The 21,732-nt window shown below is 76.8% G+C and carries 23 protein-coding genes and 1 pseudogene; 8 read left to right on the forward strand and 16 right to left on the reverse strand.

From position 1 onward, the window contains the following. Positions 1-916: 916 nt before the first annotated feature. A pseudogene (locus ABD353_RS32145) lies at positions 917-1,888 on the forward strand (PP2C family protein-serine/threonine phosphatase); the annotation flags it as partial. 106 nt (positions 1,889-1,994) lie between these two features. Here ABD353_RS32145 and ABD353_RS32150 read toward each other — a convergent pair. Beyond that, complete coding sequence (locus ABD353_RS32150; protein ID WP_344627213.1) at positions 1,995-3,143, reverse strand: carboxylate-amine ligase; 1,149 nt, start codon at positions 3,141-3,143, stop codon at positions 1,995-1,997. A 655-nt stretch (positions 3,144-3,798) separates the two neighbouring features. Here ABD353_RS32150 and ABD353_RS32155 point away from each other — a divergent pair. Continuing rightward, positions 3,799-3,984 (forward strand): hypothetical protein, encoded by a 186-nt coding sequence (locus tag ABD353_RS32155; RefSeq protein ID WP_344627214.1) that lies wholly within the window; start codon positions 3,799-3,801, stop codon positions 3,982-3,984. 154 nt (positions 3,985-4,138) lie between these two features. Then, the gene (locus tag ABD353_RS32160) at positions 4,139-4,369 is read left to right on the forward strand and encodes a DUF6296 family protein (RefSeq protein WP_344627215.1); all 231 of its coding nucleotides are present in this window, start codon (positions 4,139-4,141) and stop codon (positions 4,367-4,369) included. A gap of 57 nt (positions 4,370-4,426) precedes the next feature. Here the strand turns inward: ABD353_RS32160 and ABD353_RS32165 are convergent, their stop codons facing one another. Both ABD353_RS32165 and ABD353_RS32170 read right to left on the reverse strand, forming a co-directional pair. After that, a complete protein-coding gene (locus tag ABD353_RS32165; protein ID WP_344627216.1) occupies positions 4,427-4,993 on the reverse strand; it encodes a type 1 glutamine amidotransferase domain-containing protein in 567 nt (188 codons plus the stop codon). Positions 4,994-5,085: 92 nt separating this feature from the next. Beyond that, positions 5,086-5,322: a hypothetical protein gene (locus ABD353_RS32170; RefSeq protein ID WP_344627217.1), complete on the reverse strand. Its 237-nt coding sequence runs from the start codon at positions 5,320-5,322 to the stop codon at positions 5,086-5,088. 157 nt (positions 5,323-5,479) lie between these two features. Here ABD353_RS32170 and ABD353_RS32175 point away from each other — a divergent pair, with 157 nt between their 5' ends. Next, positions 5,480-5,710 carry a hypothetical protein gene (locus tag ABD353_RS32175; RefSeq protein ID WP_344627218.1) on the forward strand — a complete coding sequence of 77 codons (231 nt, stop codon included), beginning with the start codon at positions 5,480-5,482 and terminating at the stop codon, positions 5,708-5,710. Positions 5,711-5,855: 145 nt separating this feature from the next. Here the strand turns inward: ABD353_RS32175 and ABD353_RS32180 are convergent, their stop codons facing one another. From ABD353_RS32180 to ABD353_RS32225, 10 genes are all read right to left on the reverse strand, one after another. Continuing rightward, positions 5,856-6,350 carry a DUF6328 family protein gene (locus ABD353_RS32180; RefSeq protein ID WP_344627219.1) on the reverse strand — a complete coding sequence of 165 codons (495 nt, stop codon included), beginning with the start codon at positions 6,348-6,350 and terminating at the stop codon, positions 5,856-5,858. A gap of 192 nt (positions 6,351-6,542) precedes the next feature. Then, positions 6,543-7,316, reverse strand: coding sequence for a class I SAM-dependent methyltransferase (locus ABD353_RS32185; RefSeq protein ID WP_344627220.1), 774 nt, complete (start codon positions 7,314-7,316; stop codon positions 6,543-6,545). A 71-nt stretch (positions 7,317-7,387) separates the two neighbouring features. After that, positions 7,388-8,167 (reverse strand): endonuclease/exonuclease/phosphatase family protein, encoded by a 780-nt coding sequence (locus ABD353_RS32190; protein ID WP_344627221.1) that lies wholly within the window; start codon positions 8,165-8,167, stop codon positions 7,388-7,390. A gap of 67 nt (positions 8,168-8,234) precedes the next feature. Next, entirely contained in the window at positions 8,235-8,714 is a 480-nt protein-coding gene (locus ABD353_RS32195; protein WP_344627222.1) for a MarR family winged helix-turn-helix transcriptional regulator, read from the reverse strand. Continuing rightward, positions 8,711-9,124 carry an EVE domain-containing protein gene (locus ABD353_RS32200; RefSeq protein WP_344627223.1) on the reverse strand — a complete coding sequence of 138 codons (414 nt, stop codon included), beginning with the start codon at positions 9,122-9,124 and terminating at the stop codon, positions 8,711-8,713. The genes ABD353_RS32195 and ABD353_RS32200 overlap by 4 nt, the downstream gene beginning before the upstream one ends. Continuing rightward, positions 9,121-9,561: an SRPBCC family protein gene (locus ABD353_RS32205; RefSeq protein ID WP_344627224.1), complete on the reverse strand. Its 441-nt coding sequence runs from the start codon at positions 9,559-9,561 to the stop codon at positions 9,121-9,123. The genes ABD353_RS32200 and ABD353_RS32205 overlap by 4 nt, the downstream gene beginning before the upstream one ends. 124 nt (positions 9,562-9,685) lie before the next feature. Beyond that, positions 9,686-10,873 (reverse strand): flavin-containing monooxygenase, encoded by a 1,188-nt coding sequence (locus tag ABD353_RS32210; protein WP_344627225.1) that lies wholly within the window; start codon positions 10,871-10,873, stop codon positions 9,686-9,688. After that, positions 10,870-11,217: a tetratricopeptide repeat protein gene (locus ABD353_RS32215; RefSeq protein WP_344627226.1), complete on the reverse strand. Its 348-nt coding sequence runs from the start codon at positions 11,215-11,217 to the stop codon at positions 10,870-10,872. The genes ABD353_RS32210 and ABD353_RS32215 overlap by 4 nt, the downstream gene beginning before the upstream one ends. A 165-nt stretch (positions 11,218-11,382) precedes the next feature. Beyond that, positions 11,383-13,125 (reverse strand): LuxR C-terminal-related transcriptional regulator, encoded by a 1,743-nt coding sequence (locus ABD353_RS32220; RefSeq protein WP_344627227.1) that lies wholly within the window; start codon positions 13,123-13,125, stop codon positions 11,383-11,385. Positions 13,126-13,209: 84 nt separating this feature from the next. Beyond that, positions 13,210-13,776 (reverse strand): Uma2 family endonuclease, encoded by a 567-nt coding sequence (locus ABD353_RS32225; RefSeq protein WP_344627228.1) that lies wholly within the window; start codon positions 13,774-13,776, stop codon positions 13,210-13,212. Positions 13,777-13,953: 177 nt separating this feature from the next. Between ABD353_RS32225 and ABD353_RS32230 the strand changes: the two genes are divergently transcribed. Next, positions 13,954-14,352: a ribosomal protein L7/L12 gene (locus ABD353_RS32230; protein ID WP_344627229.1), complete on the forward strand. Its 399-nt coding sequence runs from the start codon at positions 13,954-13,956 to the stop codon at positions 14,350-14,352. A 5-nt stretch (positions 14,353-14,357) separates the two neighbouring features. Here ABD353_RS32230 and ABD353_RS32235 read toward each other — a convergent pair whose 3' ends face one another. Genes ABD353_RS32235 through ABD353_RS32245 form a run of 3 tightly spaced genes read right to left on the reverse strand, consistent with a single transcriptional unit; the run spans position 14,358 to position 16,313 of the window. Beyond that, the gene (locus tag ABD353_RS32235) at positions 14,358-14,912 is read right to left on the reverse strand and encodes a DUF2231 domain-containing protein (protein WP_344627230.1); all 555 of its coding nucleotides are present in this window, start codon (positions 14,910-14,912) and stop codon (positions 14,358-14,360) included. 57 nt (positions 14,913-14,969) lie between these two features. Beyond that, a complete protein-coding gene (locus ABD353_RS32240; protein ID WP_344627231.1) occupies positions 14,970-15,671 on the reverse strand; it encodes an HAD family hydrolase in 702 nt (233 codons plus the stop codon). Between the two features lie 27 nt (positions 15,672-15,698). Next, positions 15,699-16,313: an NUDIX hydrolase gene (locus ABD353_RS32245; RefSeq protein ID WP_344627232.1), complete on the reverse strand. Its 615-nt coding sequence runs from the start codon at positions 16,311-16,313 to the stop codon at positions 15,699-15,701. 430 nt (positions 16,314-16,743) lie between these two features. Here ABD353_RS32245 and ABD353_RS32250 point away from each other — a divergent pair, with 430 nt between their 5' ends. The 3 genes from ABD353_RS32250 to ABD353_RS32260 all read left to right on the forward strand — a co-directional run bounded on the left by ABD353_RS32250 (position 16,744) and on the right by ABD353_RS32260 (position 21,660). Beyond that, entirely contained in the window at positions 16,744-17,634 is an 891-nt protein-coding gene (locus ABD353_RS32250) for a hypothetical protein (RefSeq protein ID WP_344627233.1), read from the forward strand. A gap of 91 nt (positions 17,635-17,725) precedes the next feature. Further along, on the forward strand, positions 17,726-18,919 hold the full coding sequence (locus ABD353_RS32255) for an ATP-binding protein (RefSeq protein ID WP_344627234.1): 1,194 nt from the start codon (positions 17,726-17,728) through the stop codon (positions 18,917-18,919). Beyond that, entirely contained in the window at positions 18,916-21,660 is a 2,745-nt protein-coding gene (locus ABD353_RS32260; protein ID WP_344627235.1) for a hypothetical protein, read from the forward strand. The genes ABD353_RS32255 and ABD353_RS32260 overlap by 4 nt, the downstream gene beginning before the upstream one ends. The last annotated feature ends 72 nt before the right edge of the window (positions 21,661-21,732 follow it).

Consider the following 21,732-nt stretch of genomic DNA (forward strand, 5'->3'; position numbering starts at 1 on the left):
CACCGAGGCGGACACCGCGGCCCGCGCCCTGCTCGACCGCACCGCCGACCTGCCCGCCGCCGACCTCGCCGTGATCTGGGGCGCCGAACCGGGCGGCGGCCTCACCCTGCTCGGCCACGCCGGCCTCGCCCCCGAGGACGCCCGCGCCTGGCGCCACGTCCCGCCGGACGTCGACACCCCGGCCCGGCACGCCGCCCGCAGCGGCACCGGACCGTGGCCCGAGGGCGGGCCCGCCGCCACCGGCCTGCCCACCGTCGGCCGCGACACCGCGCCGTACCGGCTCGCCCTGCCGATGCGCCGCCGCGGCCGCCTGCTGGGGGTCCTCGAACTCGGCTGGGCCGAAGCCCCGCCCCCGCTGCCGACCGCCGCCCCCGCCCGGCTGCGGGCCCTCGCGGAGGTCTTCGCCGTCACCGTCGACACCGCGCCCCCGGCCGTGCGGCCCGAACCGCCGGGCCCGGACACCGCGGCGCTGGAGGCCGTCCTCGACCCGGCACTGCTGCTCGCCCCGCTGGAGGGCCGCGACGGCGAGGTCGCCGACTTCCGCATCCTGCGCACCAACCACCGCTTCCGCGACCCGGCCGGCCGCCCGCGGCACCGCATCGAGGGCAGCACCCTGCTGGAGTCCTACCCGCTCGCCAGCACCCGCGGCATGCTCGACCGCCTGCTCGCCGTGCTCGCCACCGGCGAACCCGTCCGCGAACGGTTCGTGCTCACCTTCCTCGCCGACGACCTGTCCCGGCTGCCGGTCGTCGCCCGGATCGGAGCCGCCCGCACCGACGGCCACCTCCTGGTCAGCTGGCAGGTCGAGGACGCCGACGCCCGGCTCGTCGGCCTCGTCCACTCCGCCCAGCGGCTGGCCCGGGTCGGCGGCTTCGAGGAGGACCTCGTCAGCGGCGACGTCCTGTGGAACGAGCGGATGTTCGCCCTGCACGGCCTGCCGCCCGACGCCATCCCCGTGCCGCTCGCCGCCCTCCCGGCCCACGTCCACCCCGACGACCGCCGGGCCGTCCAGCGGCTCACCCGCACCGTCCTGGAGGAGGGCCGGGCCGCCTCCGCCGTCTTCCGGCTGCTGCCGCCCGACCGGCCCGCCCGCTACGCCCGGATCGTCGCCGAACCCGTCACCGACCCCGCCGGCCGGGTGGTGCTCGTCCGCGGCGCCGGCCAGGACGTCTCCGACCAGCACCGCACCGAGGTCGCCCTCGCCGCCACCCGCGAACGCCTCGCCGACAGCGAGCTGGAGGCCGCCCAGCGGCACCGCCTCGCCCTGCGCCTCCAGGAGGCGATCCTGCCGCCCGAACCGCCGCCGCTGGACAGCACCGGGCTGCACGCCGCCGTCCGCTACCGGCCCGCCGTCGAACGCGAACGGGTCGGCGGGGACTGGTACGACGTCCTGCCGCTGCCCGACGGCGGCGCCCTGCTCTCCGTCGGCGACCTCGCCGGGCACGGCGTCGAGGCGGCCACCGGGATGGTCGCACTGCGCAACGCGCTGCGCGGGCTCGCCGTCACCGGTGCCGGCCCCGCCCGGCTGCTGCACTGGCTCAACCTCACCGCCCTGGCGCTGCCCGACCCGGCCACCGCCACCGCGGTCTGCGCCCGCTACGACCCGCACACCCGCACCCTGCACTGGGCCCGCGCCGGGCACCCGCCGCCCGTCCTGCTGCGGGCCGGCCGGCCCCGGGTGCTGCCGCTGCCCCGCGGCCTGCTGCTCGGTGCCACCCCCGACGCCCCGTACGAGGAACAGGTCCTGCCCTTGGACCCCGGGGACGTGCTGCTGCTCTACACCGACGGGCTGGTCGAGCAGCGCGGCACCGCCGACGAGGAGTCGCTGCGCCAGCTGCTGGTGGCGGCCGGCGCACCCGGACCCGACCTCGGCGGCTGGCTCGACACCCTGCTGGAGCACAGCCGCTCGGACACCGACGACGACACCTGTCTGATCGCCGTCCGCACCGACCCGCAGGACCCGCCGCCCGGCGGGTCCTACGGGTCCCGGGCCCTCAGGCCCCGGCGGTCAGCGCGGCGAGTTCGTCCACCACGTCGCCGTACCGGCCGCGCCGGGCGAAGGCGGCCCGCTGCCGGTCGGCGCCGGTGCCGGCCGTGCACAGGCCGGCCAGCAGCTGGCGGACGGTGCCGAGGTCCCCGGCGGCCTCCAGGCCCGGCCGGGCGCGTTCCACGAGCAGGTCCACCAGGTGCCGCATCGGTGCGACGCGGCCGGTCACCGGGTCCGCCCCGTTGCCGTTGATGCCGCAGAGCGCGGCCGACCAGTGCGCGGCGTCGATCATCGCCGTGGTGTCGGCCCCCGCCCCGGCCGGACCGGCCGCCACCGGGTCCTCCGGGAGCTCGGCCAGCATCGTGGTGGCGAGTCCGCGCACCAGCGCCGCCACCAGCAGCGTGGTGTCCACGTCCGCGTTGGTGTCGGCGACCCTGACCTCCAACGTCGGGACGTGCTCGGACGGCCGCGAGTACCAGTAGATCATCGCGGTGTCGAGGATCACCCCGGCGTCCAGCAGACCGCCGACCGTCGCCCGGTAGCCGGGCTCGTCCAGCCGCGGCGCCGGGCCGACCGTCGGCCAGCGCCGGTAGAAGGCGTGCCGCCAGCTCGCGTAACCGGTGTCCCGGCCCGCACTGAACGGCGAGTTCACTGCCAGCGCCTGCACGATCGGCAGCCACGGCCGCATCCGGTTGTTCAGTGCCAGCGCCCGCGCCCGGCACGGCACGCCGACGTGCACGTGGCAGCCGCAGACCAGGCCCTCCGGGCTGGTCGCCACCGCACCGACGTGCTCGCTGATCCGCCGGTACCGCGCCGAGTCGGTGATCGCCGGCGGATGCCCGTCCGCGATCACCGGCATCGCGGTGCCGACCGGGCGGCAGTCCGCGCCCGCGGCCGCCTCCCGCAGCACCGCCCGCAGGTGCACCAGGTCGGCGCGCAACTCCGGCAGGCTCCGGGCGGGGCGGGTGCACACCTCGGCCTGCGAGGTGAAGAACTCGGTCTGCACCCGCTCGCCGAGCACGTCCGAAGCCTCCTTGACGACACCGGGCGCGCGGCCGACGGGCAGCCGCGAGTGCCGGTCGACGAGCAGGAACTCCTCCTCGACCCCCACCGTCGGCACCTCCAGCGCCCGGCGGAGGCGGGCCCCGGCCGTCACCGGACCGGACCTCTCGCCGGGGCCGCAGAGCCGCCGACCGAACCGCCTGCCGGACCACCGGCCAAGCCACCTGCCGGACCACCAGCCGGGACGGGCTGCGGGTTCGGCGGCACCGGCTCGGGGCCGGGTACCGGCGGAACCGGATCCGGCGGCACCGGGTCGGGCCCGGGACCGGGCGGGGAGGGCGGCACCGGGGCCGGTCCCGGGGGCACCGGCTCGGGCCCCGGCGGTACCGGAGGCACGGGGACGGGCGGGGGAGGGACGGGTGCCGGGTCGGGCACCGGTCCGACGTCCGGTCCCGGAGGAACGGGGACGGTCATGGCGTCCTCCTTGTCACGGGGGCGGGAGACCGGTCGTCACGCAGCACCGGCCGTCACGCGGGCGGAACACCGGCCTCCGGGCCGGGCGCCCCGTCCATGGTCCGACGGCCCGCGCCGATGCGCAGCCGACCGGGCTGCACGACCCGGGCTCGCGGGTCCCCCTACCCCGGCGGCTACCCCCTGCCGCCGGGGCCAACCCTGCCGCCGCCGCGCCTGCGCCCGGCCGCGATTGGACGGGCCCCGGGCGGGCAGGCGCGCGGTGACGGGCGGCACCGCCGGACACCCGGCGAGGCCGCCGACGACCAGTGGAGGAACAGCACCGAGGAGGACCGGCCATGACCACCCAGCCTTCCCGCAGCCAGCCGTCGGGCACCGGGCGCGAGCACCCCGACGACGCCTGGCCGCCCACCGACACCCCCGGTGCCCGGATGACCGGGGAGGGCGGCCCGCCCCCGCCCGACGACCAGGAGCCGGGCGAGGAGGCCGACGCGGCGGCCGACCCCGCCGACGACGAGGACTGAAGAGGACCGAACCCGGCACGGGCGCCGTCCGCCGGGCCGCCGGTCCGCCGGTCCGCCGGGCCGGTGGGAGGGTGGGACGGTGGACGGCGCCGGTGGGACGGGTTTCGCGGACGGCCAGGCCGTCCAGACGCAGGGCACCCCCAGGAGGTGCGCCATGCCCCCCACCGAGGGCTATGCCGTGACCCTGCCCACTGCCCCCGGCACCCACGCCCCGCCCCAGGTCGTGATCGTCACCCCGACCGGGACGTTCGGCCCCGACGGGCGCCCGGTGTACGCCGACGAGTCCGGAACCCTGCTCGTCCAGGTGACGGCCGCGGGCGTCGCCGAGCCCCTGGCGGGCTGCCCCGGCGCCCACGTCTGCCTGCACGCCGTCCCGATGCCCTGACCGACCCGGCGTTTCGCCCGACCCGTCGGTGTGACGGGTCGGGCGGAGTGCCGGGCCTCAGGCGTGTGCCGGGGTGCGGGCGAACTCCTCGACCAGCGTGCGCTCGAAGGCCGGCAGGTCGGCGGGCTTGCGGCTGGAGACCAGGGTGTTGGGGCCGTCGTGGCAGACGGAGACCTCGCGGTCGACCCAGTGGGCGCCCGCGTTCCGCAGGTCGGTGCGCAGGCTCGGCCAGGAGGTGAGGGTGCGGCCGCGGACGGCGTCCGCCTCGATCAGCGTCCACGGGCCGTGGCAGATCACCGCGACCGGCTTGCGCAGGTCGAAGAAGCCGCGCACGAAGCCCACCGCCCGCGGGTCCATCCGCAGGAAGTCCGGGTTGGCGACGCCGCCGGGCAGCACCAGGGCATCGAAGTCCGCCGCGGAGACGTCCGCGACCACCGCGTCCACCCGGAAGGTGTCGCCCGGGTCCAGGTGCTCGAACGCCTGGACCGTCCCGCTCTTGGTGGACACCAGCCGGGGTGTGCCGCCGGCCCGCTCCACCGCCTCCCACGGCGAGGTCAGCTCGACCTGCTCCGCGCCCTTCGGCGCCACCAGGAATGCCACCGTCCTGCCCTGCAGACCGGTCATGTCGGCCACCTTCCTCCGTGTTCGCGTTCGGGCCGTTCCCCGAACGTCTCACCGGGCTGCCCGGCACGAAACCGCGGCGCCGGTGCGCGTGGTCAGCCGTGGCCCCCGGGCCTGCGCCGACGGCGGCGGACGAACACCAGCGGATGGGCCGCGGCCAGTACGGCGAGCACCCCGAAGGCCAGCGCGAGGGCGGCCGGGACGGCGCGGGCGGCCGGGGCGTCGTCCCCGGCGGCCACCGCCCAGAACGCGAACAGGGCGGTCAGGAACGCCAGCAGTGGCGCGGACACCCGGGACAGCGCCTGCCGGGGCCCACCGGTCGTGGACGGCACGGCCGCTCACCTCCATCGGGACCCGGCCTTGGCCGGCCGGCCCCGTGACCGGCGTCTGCCCGGCCGTACCCGCGCCACACCCCGGGAGCGCCGGGCGTCCGTTTGTGGCCGGGCGGCCCGGGCAGGCGCACAGTGGAGGGGGGTGAAGGAGGCTGCCATGCCCGTCAATCCCGGCCCGCCCGAACTGCGTCCGCACGATCCCGCCACCGGTGCCGCGCGCACCGTCCCGGTGAACCCCGGGCCGCCGCCCGAGACCCTGCGCAGGCCGCACGAGCGGCACGAAAGCCGTCCGCGGCGCCACCGGCACTGGCCGCACCGCCACGACCGGTTCGACCGCCACCACCAGGACGGCCGCGACACCGCGCAGCCGCCGGAGCGGGACACCTGACCCGACCGTTCACCCGTCCGGTCCAGGGTGACACCGTGTCGCTGTTGCGACATGGTGTCACTGCTGCTGCGACACGGTGTCACTACTGCTTTGAGGTGTCGCTGAGGTGAGGGGCCGCCCTGCGCTCTGCCCTGCCCTGGCGTGCTCAGCGCCGCCGGGGACCGGAGCGGCGCAGCAGCGCGACCGGGACGAGCACCCAGCACACCGCGAACCACGCCAGCACGGCGCCCGCGATCACCCAGGCGCCCCAGGTGAGGCCGGCGACCTTGAGCAGCAGCAACAGGGCCGCGCCGACGTTCAGGCCGAGCAGGACCACCCCGAGCGAGACCATCCGGGCGGCGGCCGCGACCATGCGCGGCTTGACGTGCCGCCCGGCCAGCAGCCGGTGGTAGGAGACCGGAGCCATCAGGGTGCCGGTGGCGACGGCGCCGAGGGTCACCACCCCGACGTAGAGGGCCCGGTCGAAGCCGTGCAGCGTGGTGAACCGCTCGGTGAACACCACCGTCAGCAGGAATCCGAACATGATCTGGGCACCGGTCTGCGCGACCCGTACCTCCTGGAGCAGTTCGGTCCAGAGCCGGTCCGCCCGCTCCTCCGGGGTCTCGTCGCGGCCGTCCGCGGGTGGCTGCTGCTCTGCCATGCTCCCCATCCTCGGTGCGGCAGCCGCTGGCTGCCGCCGGACCCGGCTGCCCGCTCGGGAAGGCCCGCCAGGGAACGCCCGGGCCGGGTCCGGACGCAGACGGGCGGCCCGCGGGTCAGGAGCGCGGGCCTGCCCTGCCGGGCGTCTGGCTCGATCCGCGGCCGGCAAACCCCGCGGGCCGGACGGACCCGCTCACGGGGCGACCGCGGTCAGCACCGGCTGGAAGAACCCGCTCGCCGCCGGCTCCGCCCAGGCCGGCCGGACGAAGCCCACGTCGAGCACCAGCCCGGTCAGCTGCTCCCGGGTGAGCGCCCAGTACACGGCGTGCCGGACCTGGGTGCGCACCCCGTCCGGGCCGCTGCGCTCCTGCACCATGTCGAGGTCGTAGTGCTCGCCGTCCTCGTGCCAGTGCCACCGCTGGAAGGTCGTGGTGCGGACCCCGTCGGCCTCGACCACCTGCGGCGGCGTCCCGGTGGGCCGGGTGCGGCGCAGTTCGTCGTACGGGCGGGTGCTGACGAGCAGCAGGCCGCCCGGGCGGAGCACCCGCCGCATCGCGTCCAGCGCGGCGCGGACGTCCCCGGCGGTCAGCAGGTGGGGGAGCGAGTTGTCCGCGCACACGACCGCGTCGAACCGGCCCCGCACGAACGGCAGCCGGCGCATGTCGGCGGCGACGGTGGGCAGTTCCGTGCCGCGGACCGCCGCCTCGCGTGCCGCCCGGGCCGCCGCCACCGCGCTGAGGTCGGAGCCGACCACCCGGTGGCCGCGCAGGGCCAGCCCGATCGCCTGGGTGCCGATGCCGCAGGCGCAGTCGAGCACGTCCGCCGGGCCGGACCCGAGGCGGTCGGTGAGCAGCGCGTCCAGGGCGGCGCCCTGCCGCCGGATGCCCGCCTCCCAGTCGGCGTAGATCAGGTGGTAGCCGGCGGCGAGCCCGTCGTAGAAGCCCGCCACCCCGTCCTGCGGTGCCATGTGCCCTCCTGTCACCGTCCGTGGAGCCGGTCCTGACGCCCCGTCGGCGTCACGGCGACCTCACGTCGGCCTCACATCGGCGACGTGTCGTTCCGCTCGGCAGGTCCGGGGTCGGCAGGTCCGGGGTCGGCTCCGGGGACGACCTCGGCGCGGACGGGGTTGTGGTCGGAGAGGCCGGCGACGTCCTCGACCACGGCGCCGCGGCTGTCGAGGCCGTGCACCACCACGTGGTCGATCCACTGGGACTTCTCCGCGCCGGTCTCGCGCGGTCTGGTCGGCGGTGCGCCGGGCGGGAGCTCGGCGACGGCGAAGCCGGGGCCGAGTTCGGCGGCCACGGTCGTCCGGTCCGCGTTGAAGTCGCCCAACAGGACGGCCGGGCCGTCCGCGGTGGCGGCCACCACCTCCGCCAGCCGGGCGAGTTGGCCGGGCCGGCGGGGGCCGGTGCTCACGTGGGTCGCGACGACGAGCAGGCCCGCCGTGCGGACGGCGAGCAGCCCCTTGCCGCGGTCCTCCGCGAAGGCCTCGGCGGCCACCACCTCGCCCGGCCCGTCGACCAGCAGCACCAGGTGCTCGCTGCGGTCTGCCAGCAGGGTGGGGATGCGGCGCGGTGTCGGGATCCGCGGGTAGTCGAGCGTGTGGATGCTCCGGCCGGCGGGCAACGCGGCCCGGATCGAGGCGAGTTGGTCGCCGCTCACCTCCTGCAGCGCCACCACCCGTTCGGTCAGCGCGGCGACCCGGGCGGTGACGGCGGCGATCCGCGGTGCCTCCTCGGGCCACCGGTCGAGGACGTCACTGCTCCAGTTCTCCGCGTGGACGCGGTGCAGGACGTTCCAGGTGGCAACGGTGAGCATGCCCCCGATGGTACGGGCCGCCGGCGACACCCCGCGTCGGGGGCGCAGCCCCGCAGGTGGCCGCCCCTCAGCCCGCTTCGCCCGGCTGCCCCTTCGCGCTGCGGAGGGTGCGCAGGGCGGCGCTGAAGGCGGCGGCGTCGGCGCCGAGCGGTTCGAAGAAGGCGCGGTCGCAGGCCTCGACGGCCGCGACGGCGCGGTCGGCGAGGGCGCGGCCCTCGTCGGTGGGGGCGAGGGCGCGGGCGCGGCGGTCGTGCGGGTGCGGCAGCCGGTGGACCAGTCCGCGGGACTCCAGGGCGCGCAGGACCTGGGAGGTCATCATCGGATCGGTGGCGGCGTGGTCGGCGAGGTGCTTCTGGGTGACCGGCCCGTCCGCCTGCAGCCAGCTCAGCGAGGCGAGCAGGACGAACTGGACGTGGGTCAGCCCGTACGGCTTGAGGGCGGTGCGCTGGGCTGCCTGCCAGCGGTTGGTGACCTGCCAGAGCAGCAGGCCGGGGCTCTCGTCGGGTTCGGTGAAGCCGCTGGCCAGGCGCGGCGGGTGGTCGGTCATGCGGTGACCATGGCGGCCCGGACGAGGGCCAGGTCGTGGGCGGTCAGCTCGACCAGGCCGCGGCGCAGCCGGTACCCCCAGTCGGGGGCGGAGGTCAGGTCGAGCGTGCCGTCGAACCGGGCGAGCGGTGCCTCGGCGGCGCCGGGCAGGTAGTCGACCCGCCGCCGCCAGGGCTTGAAGTCGCCCTCGTCGGCCTGCCACACCTCCTCGTCGGCGACCGTGCCGATGGCGGTGAAGGCGCGCAGCGGGCGGCCGCCGGCGAGGCTCGTCCGGGGCGAGTAGTAGACCAGCCAGTCGCCGGCCGCCAGGCGGGCGACCGCGTCCCGGCGGCCGTGGTTGAGCTGGGCGATGCCCAGCCCGGTGCCGCGCAGGACGTGGTCGCGACAGACGACGCCGAGCCAGGCCCTCATGCGGCGGTCACCGCGCTGTCGGCCTCGGCGGTGGCGGCGAGCCGGTCGAGGTCCTGCTGGAGGCCGGCCCGGATGTCCTTGCCGAGGATCGCGTTCCACAGGGCGGCGAGCGGGCCGTCGAGGGTGACCTCGACGTTGACCAGGGTGCCGCCCTGCTCGGTGTGCTCGACCAGGTGACGGAAGGTCAGCCGGGCGCCCAGCAGCCGGGAGACGTCGGTGAACTCCCTGCCGGGGACGAGCTTCGCGACGGTGAACGGCACCTTGGGGCCGCCCTTCGGCTTGAGTACGCCGGTGGCGCCCTCGACGAACGGGCCGTCCAGGCGGACCCAGGCGGTGTCGGTGTTCCACTCGGGCCAGGTGGCCATGTCGGCCCAGCGGGCGAAGAAGGCGGACGGGTGGGCGGTGGAGACGGTCTGTGCCGTGGCGAGCTTCCTCATGAGGAATACTATGCGCGCTTAGTATCTTTCGCGTCAAGCCCGTTCCGCCCGTTGCCCGCGTCCGGGTCGCCCGGCCTGTCCGGGCCCCCAGCCCGTCCGGCCCCCTGCCCGTCCGGCGCGGCCCTCAGGCGGCGGTCAGGACGTGCTCCCGGCGGTCGGCCCGGTGCAGGCGGCGTTCGCGGGCGGCGATGTGCTTCGCCACCACCGCGGCGTCCTTGCCGGCGCCGCCGATCAGCATCGAACTGAACGCCCGCTGGAAGGCGAGACCGCAGAAGTACAGACCGGGCGCGTCCCCGACCACGCCGCGGTGCTCCCGCGGCCAGCCGTCAGGGCCGGTCACCGGCGCGTCGATCCAGTCGAAGTCCTGCCGGAAGCCGGTGCACCAGACGACGTTGGCCACCTCGACCACCCGTCCGCCGTCGAGCAGCGGCATGCCGTCCCGCACCCCGGTCATCCGCTCCGGCACCCGCTCCACCCCGACCCGCGCCAGGTCGGCCGCCTTCACCCGCAGCAGCGGCCCGCCGTGCGTGCGGACCTCCTCGCGCATCCGCCGTCCGAACGGCGTGCCCGTGGTGAGCACCCGGTCGGCGATCTGCCACAGCACCGGGAACGCCAGCCGCGTCGACCTCGCCTCCAGCGTGAGCGGGATCTGCCCGGTCTCCCGCCCGCACAGCACCGTCCGGTGCCGCCCGGCCACCTCGTACGCCACGTCCGCACCCGAGTGCGAGGCGCCGACCACCAGCACCGGCCCGTCGCGCAGCCGGCCTTCGTTGCGGTACTCGCAGGAGTGCAGCTGCAGGATCCGCGGATCGAGCTGCGGCGCGAAGGGCGGGACGTACGGGCCGCGGCCGAAGGTGCCGGTGGCGACCACGGCGTTCTCGGCGAGCAGCCGGCCCCGGTCGGTCTCCACCACCCACCCACCGGCCCCGTCGAGGCTGCCGGTGCCTCCGGTGCCTCCGGTGCTCCCGGCACCGGTGGTGTCTCCGGTGTCCGCGGGGGAGAGCCGGGTGACCCGGACACCGGTGCGCACCGGCAGGTCGAACCGCTCCGCGTACGCCTCCAGGTAGTCCGCCACCTGGTCCTTGCCGGGGAAGGACCAGCCGGGTGCGGGGAAGCGCATCCCGGGCAGCCCGTCGTAGCGGGCCGGGCTGTACAGCCGCAGCGAGTCCCAGTGCGAGCGCCAGTTGTCGCCGATCCGAACGCTGCCGTCCAGGATCACGCACTCCCGACCACGCCGGGCCAACTGCTGACCGACGGCGAGCCCCGCCTGCCCCGCGCCGATGACCACGGTCTCGTGCCGTTCCCCGTTCATGACTCCTCCTCCGTTCCGTCCCCCGGCCCCGCGAGCAGCACCAGCACCCGGTTCAGCAGGGCCTCGGCCTCGGCCAACCGGCCGCGGGCGACGCAGACCGCGCCGAGCGCCCGCAACGGCACCGCCAGCCGCGGGTCGTCCGGGCCGTACGCCGCCGTGCAGCAGCGGACCGCGCGGCGCAGCGCACGTTCGGCCGCGGCGTGCTCGCCGCGTTCCGCCAGCGCCGCCCCGAGGGCCGTCGCCGCCCGGCCCGCCTGTGCGGGGGCGGGGGCGGGGACGGGGACGGGCGCGGGGACGCCCGTCCGGGCCGGTGCGTCGGCAGGTGTCTGTGCGTGGAGTGCCACGGTCGTCGCCGCCTTCCGGGGCCGTTCGCCGTACTCCGACGCTAGGCCGCGGGGCCGGGGCGGCACATCGGCAGAACCATGTGTTCCGGGCCGTGGCGGATGGGCAGATGTGCGCAGACGGCCGAGGGGCCGCACCGGCCCGAAGACCTCGCCGAGCCGGGGGCCTCAGTGGCCCGGAGTGCGGGCGCCGGCGAGGCCGTGTTCGAAGGCGTACGCGGCGGCGGCCGTCCGGGAGCCGGCGTCCAGCTTGCCGAGGATGTTGCTGATGTGGCGGGCCACCGTCCGCTCGCTGAGGTGGAGCTCCCGGGCGATCGCGTGGTTGCTGCCGCCCCCGGCGACCAGCCGCAGCACCTCCACCTCGCGCGGGGTCAGCCCGGCGGGTGCCTCCGTCGTGCCCCTACCGTCCGGGGGCCCGTCGCCTGCCCGGCCGGCCGCCGCCGCCCGGGCCAGCGCCAGGTCCGGCCCGGCGCCCAGCCGGGCGAACCCGGCCGCCGCCGCGTCCAGTTCCACCGCCGCGGTGTCCTCGTCGCCGAGCGCCCGGCAGGCCCGCGCCACCAGCACCCGGGCCCGGGCCGTCTCGTACGGCACGTCCAGGTCCCGCCACAGCCGCCAGGCCCGGCGGGCCTGCGTCAGCGCCTGTGTCAGTGCCTCCGGCTGGGCCCCCGTGGGCGTCCCGGCGGGCGGCCCGTCCGGGGCCCGCCCGGCGAGCAGCACCGGCGCCCGCGCCTGCGCGGCCTGCGCGTCCAGGGCCGGCCGCCGGAAGGTCCCCGCGATCTCGGCGAGCTCCTCGGCGGCCGCCCGGGCCTCCGCCGTGCCGTCGACGGCCAGCGCGACCTCCAGCAGCGCGGGCAGCAGCCGGGCCCGGGCCAACCGGTCCGGCGCCTCCGCGAGGGCCCGCCGCACACCGCCCGCCGCCGCCTCCGGCCGGCCCCCGGCCAGCCGCAGCAGCGCCAGCCCCGGCTGGGCGTCGCAGCCGTACCGCCCGCTCTGCCGGTACGCCTCCTCGGCCCGCGCCCACTCCCCGCGCAGCCGGTGGATCTCGCCGAGCTGGTAGAAGGCGCCGCCCGCGAGGAACTCCCCGAAGCCGCGGGTCAGCCGCTCGCAGGCGCTCCGCGCCTGCACGGCCGCGTTCGCCCAGTCGCCCACCAGCCGCAGCAGCTCCGAGCGGTGCACCAGGCAGATCCCCGAGTACCCGCCCTCGAACTGCGGCAGCGCGTCCGTCCAGGCGTCCAGCGCGAGCGTCCACTCGCGGGCCCGGCGCAACTCCTGCAGGTCCTGGCAGGCCGCGATCACCAGGCAGTACACCCAGGCGGTCACCCGCGGGCCGGTCTCCCCGGCGGTCACCGCCACCATCGCCTCGTCCAGCAGCGCCAGACCCTCGTCCACCCGCTCCTGCGCGATCCGTGCAGCACCCTGGAACTGGGCCGCCAGCACCGCCAGATCCCGGTCCCCGAACCGCCCCGCCAGCTCCAGGACCCGCCCCGCCGTCCCGAACGCTGCCTCGTGCTCGCCCTCCTGCAGCTGCCGCTCCGCCTCCCGCACCAGCAGGAACCCCTGCTCGGCGCACGGCGGACCCGACCCGGCGAACCGCCCCGCCCGCGCCAGCCAGCCGCCCGCGTGCGCGAACTCGCCGCGCATCGCCAGCACCTCCGCCAGCCAGAACGCACAGCGCAGCGCACCACGGACGTCCGCGGCCCCCTCGCGCGCCAGGTAGGCCCGCTGCAGGACGGCCGACGCCTCCTCGCCCCGGCCGAGCAGCTGCGCCGCCTCGCCCCAGTCCTCCAGATCCGCGACCCCGAGCCCGTCCGGCTCCCCGCCGTCCGCGGCGGCGTACAGCGCACAGGCGTCCCGCCAGGCGTGCCCGCCGTGCGAGCGCCTGGCATCGGCCAGTACCGCGGCCGCGTCCATGCCTGCCTCCGCCCCCACTGGGCCCCGACCACCATTCAACCGCCGCCCGCCCCGACTGTCAGCCGCCGCTCGGCCCGGCCGCGGTCAGAACTCCGCGGTGTCGAGGTCGAGGCCGAACGGCGCCGGCAACCGCACCGGCACCCCGAACGGACGGGGCCCCTCGACGAGGGTGTAGCCGAGCCGCCCGGGCTGCGAGAACAGCGTGCAGACCCGCTCCTGCCGGTCGACCAGCAGGTAGAGCGGCGCACCGTACTGGGCGTAGCGGCGGCGCTTGGCGGTCCGGTCGGTGTCCCCGTTGGACGGGGAGGTGACCTCCACGACCAGCACGGTCTGGTCCGGCAGCAGCGCACCCTCGGTTTTGGCCAACGCGGCCGGCACCACGGCGAGGTCGGGGACGTAGAAGTTCTCTGTGCCGGGCAGGTCGAGGTTGCCGGAACCGGCGCGCAGGCCGAGCGCACGCATCCGGGGGCCGATCTGCTCACGGATCAGGTCGACGGCGCTCTCGTGCGCCCAGGAGGGGGACACGGGGGTGATGACTCCCTCGATGATCTCGACCCGCTCACCTGCGATGTGCTGGATCGCGTACTTCAGGGCCTGCTCCGGATTGGGCACCCGGCTGTAGTCGCCGGGGCCCGCGTGCGCCGTGCTCACCTGCTGGTCTCCTGTCCGGTGGGGCCGGAGCGGCGGACACCCACCGCATCCGCCAGGCTACCGTCGGCGGACGGGCTCCCTGACGCCCCGTGTCATCGGGCGACCGAAATCGGGTGGCACGGTCGGGTGCAGTCCGGATGTACTCGGGGCCGGTGGACGGCTTGTGGAGGGGCTGCGGTGGAGGATCCGGATTTCGCGGTGCACCTGACCGGGGTGGGGGAGCGCGGGATCGAGGTGGTGAAGGCGGTGCGGGCGGTGACCGGGGCGAGCCCGTGGCGGAGCAGGCAGCTGGTGGACGGCGCGCCGGTGGGCCTGGTGGCGGAGGCGGCCCTGGAGCGGGCGGTCGCCGCGGCCGCGAGGCTCCGGGCGGCCGGGGCGGGGGCCGAGATCCGGTGCGGCTGGTGCCGGCGCACGCTGCCCGCGGACGGTGCGCCGGTCGACCCGGGGCCGTGCGCGTCCGTGTACCGGCCCACGGCGCACTGCCGGGCCAATGCCCTGACGGTCTGCGACTGCGACTGGTGTGCGGAGCACGGGCCGACGAGCCTCACCCGCCCGCGGGCCGGCGGGACGCTCTGACGGGATCAGAGGCTGTCGGCGGGCTCCTGGTGGTGGGCGAGGTGGCCGCCGAGGGCGGCGGCCGTGGCGGCGACCGTGAGGCCGGCGAGGCCGAGGAGACGGCCCGTGGTGGGGGCCGTGCCGGTACGGGCGGCGCGGCAGCGGGCGGCCAGCGAGGCGCCCTGCAGGGCGGCCGCGGCGACGATGCCGACGGCGTGGACCAGGCCGGTGCGGCGCTGCTCGGCGGTCAGCGTCGACCAGTCGGCCCATCCCGTCCAGGCGGCGGGGGCCACGCCGATCAGGCCGATCCTGGTGAGCCGGCGGGCCGCGTCGGGGGAGGTGCAGGCGGCGTCCAGGAGGGTGGCCGAGAGCCAGCAGCCCACCGGGAGCTGGACCACCGCGGGGTGCAGGTGGTGGCCGAGCCAGACGCCGTGCAGGGCGTCCCGCACGGGCTGCGGGACCTGCTGGAGCATCCCGTGCAGGCGCTCCGACGCGGGGTCGAGGGCGGCCCAGCCGGACGGTGCGTCCAGCCATCCGGCGAGCGGAGACCGCCTGGATCCGGAGAAGGTGTGAACGTCCATATCGGGCGACTTGCCGGTTCGTACGCCTGCCAAACCCGTGCCGGCCGAACGGGGAGCTCAGAAGTGGGTGAGCAGTTCGGTGAAGCTCGCCAGCTCCAGGGTGGCGGTGTGCGCGCCGAACTCCTCGTGCTCCAGCACCCAGGTGTGCTCGTGCGGGATGAAGACGGCGTTCAGGCCGGCCCGGCGGGCCGGCACGATGTCCGACTTGGGGGAGTTGCCGATCATCCACGTCCGGTCGGGGACGAGCGAGAGGTCGGCGACCAGCCGGTGGTAGGTGTCGACGTTCTTCTCGGCCACGATGTGGATCCCGCCGAAGTGGTGCGCGACGGCGGACGCCTCGACCTTGCGCCGCTGCTCCGCCTCGTCGCCCTTGGTGAGCATCAGCAGCCGGTGCCGTCCTGCCAGCTCGGCGAGGGTGTCGGCGACGCCGGGGATCAGCTCGACCGTGCGGCTGGTCAGCGGCAGCAGCAGGTGGTCGATCCTGTCCCGGTCCTCGGCCGTGACGGAACGGCCCCGCACGTGCCCGAGGCTCTCGGCCAGGTTGTGCCGGAACACGGCGGCGCCGTACCCGAGGGTGGCCGCGTTCGCCGCCTCCACCGCGTCGAGCACCGCCCGGGCGGCCTGCCGGGCGGCGGGGTCGGCGGGGTCGCCGGCCACCCAGTCGAGGAAGCCCTCGATGACGCGCTCGAAGAGCACGTTGTTCTCCCACAGCGTGTCGTCGGCGTCGAAGACGAGCACCTGGTCGGCGTGCAATCCCATCCACCTCATCCGTTCCGTGACGGTCGGTCAGCTCACCGGTGCGGCCGGGGAGCCGTCCTCCAGCAGGGTGCCCAGCCGGGCGAGCGACTCCCGCAGGGCCTCGCCGCGGGCCGCCCCGGCCGCCTCGGCGAGCGCATGCCACCGCACCCGGGCGCCCGGCCGCTCGGGGCGGGCCGCCCCCGGGGTCCCGGTGGCGAGTACGAAGCGGAGGTCGGCGTGTTCGTGGGCCGGCTCGCGGTCCGAGGCGGGCACCGGCAGCACGACCACGTGCAGCAGCTCCGCCGAGGGCCAGAACGCCAGGTCGGCGAGGCCGGTCTCCTCCTCGGCCTCGCGCAGCGCCACCGCGCCCGGGAACTCCTCGCCGGGATCGCCGTGTCCGCCGACCTGCAGCCAGTCCTGCTGGCGCTCGTGCCAGCGCAGCAGCACCTCCCGCCGGGCGGGGTGCACGATCAGTGCGGAGGCGGTCACGTGCAGCGGCCGTGCGCGGTCGTAGGGGTCGGCGGCGGTCGCCAGCGGCGCGATCCGGGCGAGGTCCGCGGCCTCCTGCGCGGTGCGCGGGCGGTGCCCGGCCAGCAGCCCGGCGAGCGTCGGCAGCTCCCCGGGCGCGGTGCGCCCCGTCCCGGAGATGTCCGTCCCGGCCATTGCCCGCCTCCGTACCCGTGCCGCGTGCGACCGGTCGGCCGGCACCCGTCGAACCTAGCCGGGCCGCGGCGCTCCGCACACCGATTTTCCCCCGCCGCGGGCCCGCCGTACACCGAGCGCGACCGTCCGTCCGGTGCGCTCCGCCCGAGGCGTCCGTCACCGAGGGCGACTCCGGGCGGGCCCGGGCCCCCAGGCCGACCCGCCGTCAGCCGGGATCCCGCGGGCGGCCTGCGACCCGTCCCCGGCGGACGGCCACGGGCCGTCACCCCGTCCGGCCGTCACCCGGACCCGGCGGCCGGGTCCGGGCCCTCAGGTCGGCCACGGACCGTCACCATCGGCGCGGCGTGCGGCAGACGGCCGCCCGCGGGCGATTGAGCTCCCCGCCGAAGGGGCCGACACTGGAGGCAGAGCGAGCGGCCGGAGGCATGCCATGGGCCCAGCGATCGTCTACGTGCACGGGGTCGGCAACAAGCCGCCCGAGCAGCAGTTGAAGGAGCAATGGGACGTCGCCCTCTTCGGCCGGCCGATGGGCGGGCTCTCCCGGATGGCGTACTGGGCGCCGCTGCGCCACCACGAGCCGCTGCCCGCACCCGTCCCCGACGACGGGGTCACCGAACTGCCGCCCTCGGGCGCGGCGCCCAGGACGGCCCGGCCGTCGGCCCCCGCCCCGCCGGAGGAGTTCCTCGCCGCCGTCCGCGCCGAGACCGCGGCGCCCGTGCCGGGCAGCACCGCCCCCGGGCCGCTCGACCCCTGGCTGCGGGCCATGGTGTACGCCGCCGAGGCCCTCTCCGCCGGAGCGGGCGCCGCCACCGGCACGGATGCGCTGCCGCTGCCTCGGTTCGGCCGCACCGTGGCCTTCCAGGTCCTCGCCCGGCACGCCTACAGGGACGCCCACGCCTACTTCACCGGCGGGATGCGCGAGCAGATCCAGAAGGTCGCCTCGACCGCCCTGGAGGAGGCCGACGGGCCGCTCGTCGTGGTCGGCCACGGCCTCGGCTCGGTGATCGCCTACGAGGTGCTGCGCACCCACCCGGGCGAAGTGCCGTTGCTGATCACCATCGGCTCGCCGCTCGGCATCACCGAGATCCGGGACCGGCTCGCCGCCCCGCTCACCGTGCCGCCCGGCGTCGCCGCCTGGCGGAACGCCTACGACCCCCGCGACCTGGTCGCCCTGGGCCGCACCGTCCGCCCGGAGTACGAGCCGGGCAGCCTCACCGAGGACGTCGTGGTGGTCAACGACAGCGCCAACCACCACGGCGCCGCCGAGTACCTCGCCCGTCCGGCCGTCCGCGCGCCCGTCCGCGCCCGGATCGCCGCCTGACCGTCCGGCCCGCCGCCCGAACGGCGGCGCACCCCGCCCGCGGCCCGGCCGACCGGACCCGGACCGCACACCCCGACCGGGGGCACCCCTGATGACCACGCCCGGAACGCAGACGCGGGAGGCCCTCGCCGCCCTCGCCGCCCTTCACCACGGCCTCGACCCCACGTACGGCGACCCCGCGTACGGCGACCCCGAGGACCCGCCCGGGCCGCCCGCGGCGGCGGTGACGGTGAGACTCTCCGGCGCGGACCGGCGGCGCCTCGTGGACGTCGTCGTCAACGACTGCACGCCGCAGGACCTCGAACGGGCGTGGTCCTCCACCGGCCGCGGACCGGCCACCACCGGCACCGACCTGCGCACCACCGTCCACCGGGTCGTCGAGGAGGCCGAACGGGACGGCCGGCTGGAGGAGTTCCTCGGCGCCCTGCGCGACGGCCGGTTCCCCGCCGTGGCCGCCCTCGCCGAACGGCTGCTCACCGCCGTCCCGGCCGCGCCCGCCGGACCGGGCGACGCCGCAGCCGAGGACCCGTACGCCGCCGACCTGCTCGGCCGCCGGCTCTTCCTCGGCCGCACCCTGCTCCGCACCCACCTCAAGGACCTCGTCTCCGACAGCCGCAGCCGCGTCCTGCTCGTCACCGGCCCCCGTTCCTGCGGCAAGTCCCACACCTGGTACTTCGTCAGCCACGTCGCCCAGCAGCTGCGGACCTTCCGACCGGTCCTCGTCGACCTCGCCGAATGGGCCGACGGGCTCTGCACCCCCCACGACCTGATGAGCTCCGTCGCCGCCCAGCTGGAACTGCCCGAACCCACCCCCGCCCCGCCCGCCCGGGGCGCCGACCAGGCCCGCCGGCTGTGCGACTGGCTCGTCGCCCGGCTCTACGACGCGTCCGGCCGCACCACCCATCTGCTCGTCGTCGACAGCCTCGACCACGTGCCGCTGCAGGCCGACACCGCCGCCCTGATCGACCACCTCACCGACGCCGCCGTCCGCGGCCGCCACCCCGGACTGCGCGTCCTCCTGCTCGGCCACGACCGCCCCGCACTCGGCGTCCTCGACTGCGTCCTCACCGAGCCCGTCGGCACCGTCGACCGCCGCGACCTGTGCGCCTTCTTCGGCCGGCTCGCCGCCGACCTCGGCACCGAGATCGCGCCGCCCCTCGTCGAGACCGTCGTCGACCGGCTGCTCGCCGCACTGCCCGACGACCGCGCCGCCGCGATCCGCCGGCTCCCCGACGCCGTCCGCGACACCGCCGACGCCGTCTTCGACCGGCAGGTCCTGCGATGACCACGGCCCGCACCCGCCTCACCGCCGCCACCGTCGAAGAACGCCTCGACCGGCTCACCCGCAGGACGGCCGCGGCGGCCGGCCCGCCCCCGCCCGCCGAACACGCATACCGCCAGGCCGCCGCCGTCCTCGCCTGCTACGACCCCGCCACCCTCCGCCCGGTCGGCCACGAACCCGACGCCGCCGCCCTGCAGGCCCTCCTCGCCGTCAGCGAACCCGTCCACGGCGCCGACGGCAGCCCCGAATGGCGCCTGCCCGAGGCCCTGCGCCGCACCACCCTCGCCGCGATGGCCGGCCCGGACGCCCACCGCCGCGCCCTCGACACCAACCCCGACCGCCCCCAGGGACCCGTCCAACTCGCCCTCACCCGCTACCTCACCGACACCGCCCCGCCCCCCGCCGAACAGGACCTCGACGAACTCCTCGCCACCGCCCGGGTCACCGCATGGCTCGACGGCCTCGTCCCCGGCCTGCCCGGCGCCACCGAGATCACCGACCACCTCGAACGCCGCCGACTCCTCGAACCGCTGCGCCGTCTCGCCGGCACCCACGTCGCCGGACGCGCCGACGTCCTCGCCGAACTCGCCGAGCACATGGCCGGAACCGACCGCCGGCCGATGCTGATCGGGGGCCCCGACGGCGTCGGCAGGTCAACCGTCCTCGCCCGCTTCATCCTCGACGGCGAACACCGCAGCACCGGCCCCCGGCTGCCCTTCGCCCACATCGACCTCGACCGGCCCGGCCTGCTGCCGCAGGAACCGCTCACCCTGCTCCTCGACGCCGTCCGCCAACTGCGCATCCAGCACCCCGGACTGCGGCCCCTCGCCGAGTTCTTCACCGACAAGTGGATCGCCCGCGCCGCCGCCCCCGACCTGCACACCCTCGCCGCCGCCCACGCCGACTCCGCGGCCACCGCCCGCGGCACCACCGACCACCTCACCGCCTCCGTCCGGCTGCTCACCGCACCCGCCGAACGCGAGTCGCTGTACCGCGAGTTCGCCCGGCTGCTCGCCCTCGCACTGCCCGACGGCCCCGTCCTGCTCGCGATCGACACCTTCGAGGCCGCCCAGGACATGGGCCCCGAGGTGCTCGCCGAACTCCGGCGGATGTTCGACCTGCTCGCCGACGCCAACCCGGCCCTGCGGGTCGTCCTCGCCGGCCGTGTCCCCGCCGGACTGCCCGCCCGCGAACTCCACCTGCCCGACTTCGACCGCGACGCCGCCCGCGCCCACCTGAGCGCGCTGCTCGGCCCCGCCGCCCTCGACCCCGTCGTCGACCCCGTCGTCGACCCCGTCGTCGACGCCGCCGGCGGCGACCCGCTCGACCTGCGCCTCGCCGCCGACCTCATCGGCAGCAAGGACACCACCGGGGGAGAACTGCACGAGCACCTCCACCGCCACGTCCTCGACCGCATCGAGGACCCCGACGTCCGCAGCCTCGCCCGCCCCGCCCTGGTGCTCCGCCGTCTCACCCCCGCCGTACTGCGCTACGTCCTGGCCGGCCCCGGCGGCGTGCACGTCCCCGACGACCTGCGGGCCGGCGAACTCTTCGACCTGTTCGCCCGCGAGACCACCCTGCTCGGCCCCGCCGCCGACGGCTCCCTCGAACACCGCGGCGACCTCCGCCGCCGACTCCTGCCGCTGCTGCAGGCCGAGGCACCCGAACAGGTCGCCGAGATCCACGAGGCCGCCGTGCTGCACTACGTGCAGGAGGACGGCCTCACCGCCCGCGCCGAAGAGCTCTACCACCGGCTCGGCCTCGGCGAGTCCGCCACCGAACTCGACCGGCGCTGGCAGCCCGGCGTCGAAGCCCTGCTCACCGGCTCCATCGACGAACTCCCGCCCGGCAGCCGGGCCTACCTCGCCTCCCGCTCCGGACGGACGCTCCACCCCGCCGCCCTCCGCGAGGTGCCCGCCGAGGAGTGGGAACGGCACGCCGAGGTCCAGATCACCCGGCTGCTGGAACTCGACGCCCCGCACCGCGCCGCCGAAGTCCTCGACCACCGGCCCGCCGGCGGCGAACGCGGCGCACGGCTGCTGCTGCTCGAAGCCCGGGTACGGGCCGCCCTCGGCGAACTCGACTCCGCCCGGGCGCTCGCCTCCGCCGCCCGCAGCCGTGCCGTCGAGGAGCAGGCCGGGGGAGTGCAGTTGGAGGCCGACTACGCGCACGCCCGCTGGGCCGTCGACGAGGGATTCGCCGAAGAGGCCGGACCGCAGCTCGCCGAAGCCGCACGACTGGCCGAGGACCTCGGGGACCGGCTGATGCTGATCCGGATCGAACTCGCCCGCCGGACCGGCGCCGGGTCCGGGGACGGGGCCGCTGCGCTCGCCCGGCTGGTCGACGACCGGACGGTCCGACTGCTCTCCCGGGACCCGCGGCTGCTGCTCGCCGCCACCGCGACCGTCGGCGAACTGCGGCCCGAACTCGTCCGGCAGAGCCTGCGGGTGATCGGCCTGCGGCGGTTCACCTCCCGGCAGCGGACCCGACTCGCCCGGGTGCTCGGGGAATGGGACGCCACGCTCGGCGGCGAAGCCGCCAGGACGGCCGCCCCGGCCGGACCCGGGGCCGTCCTGCCCTCCGCCGGCTTCTGGCCGAACTGGCTGGCCACGGCGCCCCCCGACCAGGCCGCGAACGCCTTCATCGTCCTCACCACGGCCCTCCCCGGCGGCACCGCCGTCCTCGCCGCCCTCGCCGGCGTCTACCGCCAATGGCTCACCGAGGACGGCCCGGCAACGGAGTAGCGGAAGCACTCAGGGGCGCGGGGAACCGCGCAATTCGGGATCGGCGAGCCGACAGATCCGGTCGGCCGTGGA

Source organism: Kitasatospora arboriphila, from assembly GCF_039528095.1.
Taxonomy (GTDB): Bacteria; Actinomycetota; Actinomycetes; order Streptomycetales; family Streptomycetaceae; genus Kitasatospora; species Kitasatospora arboriphila.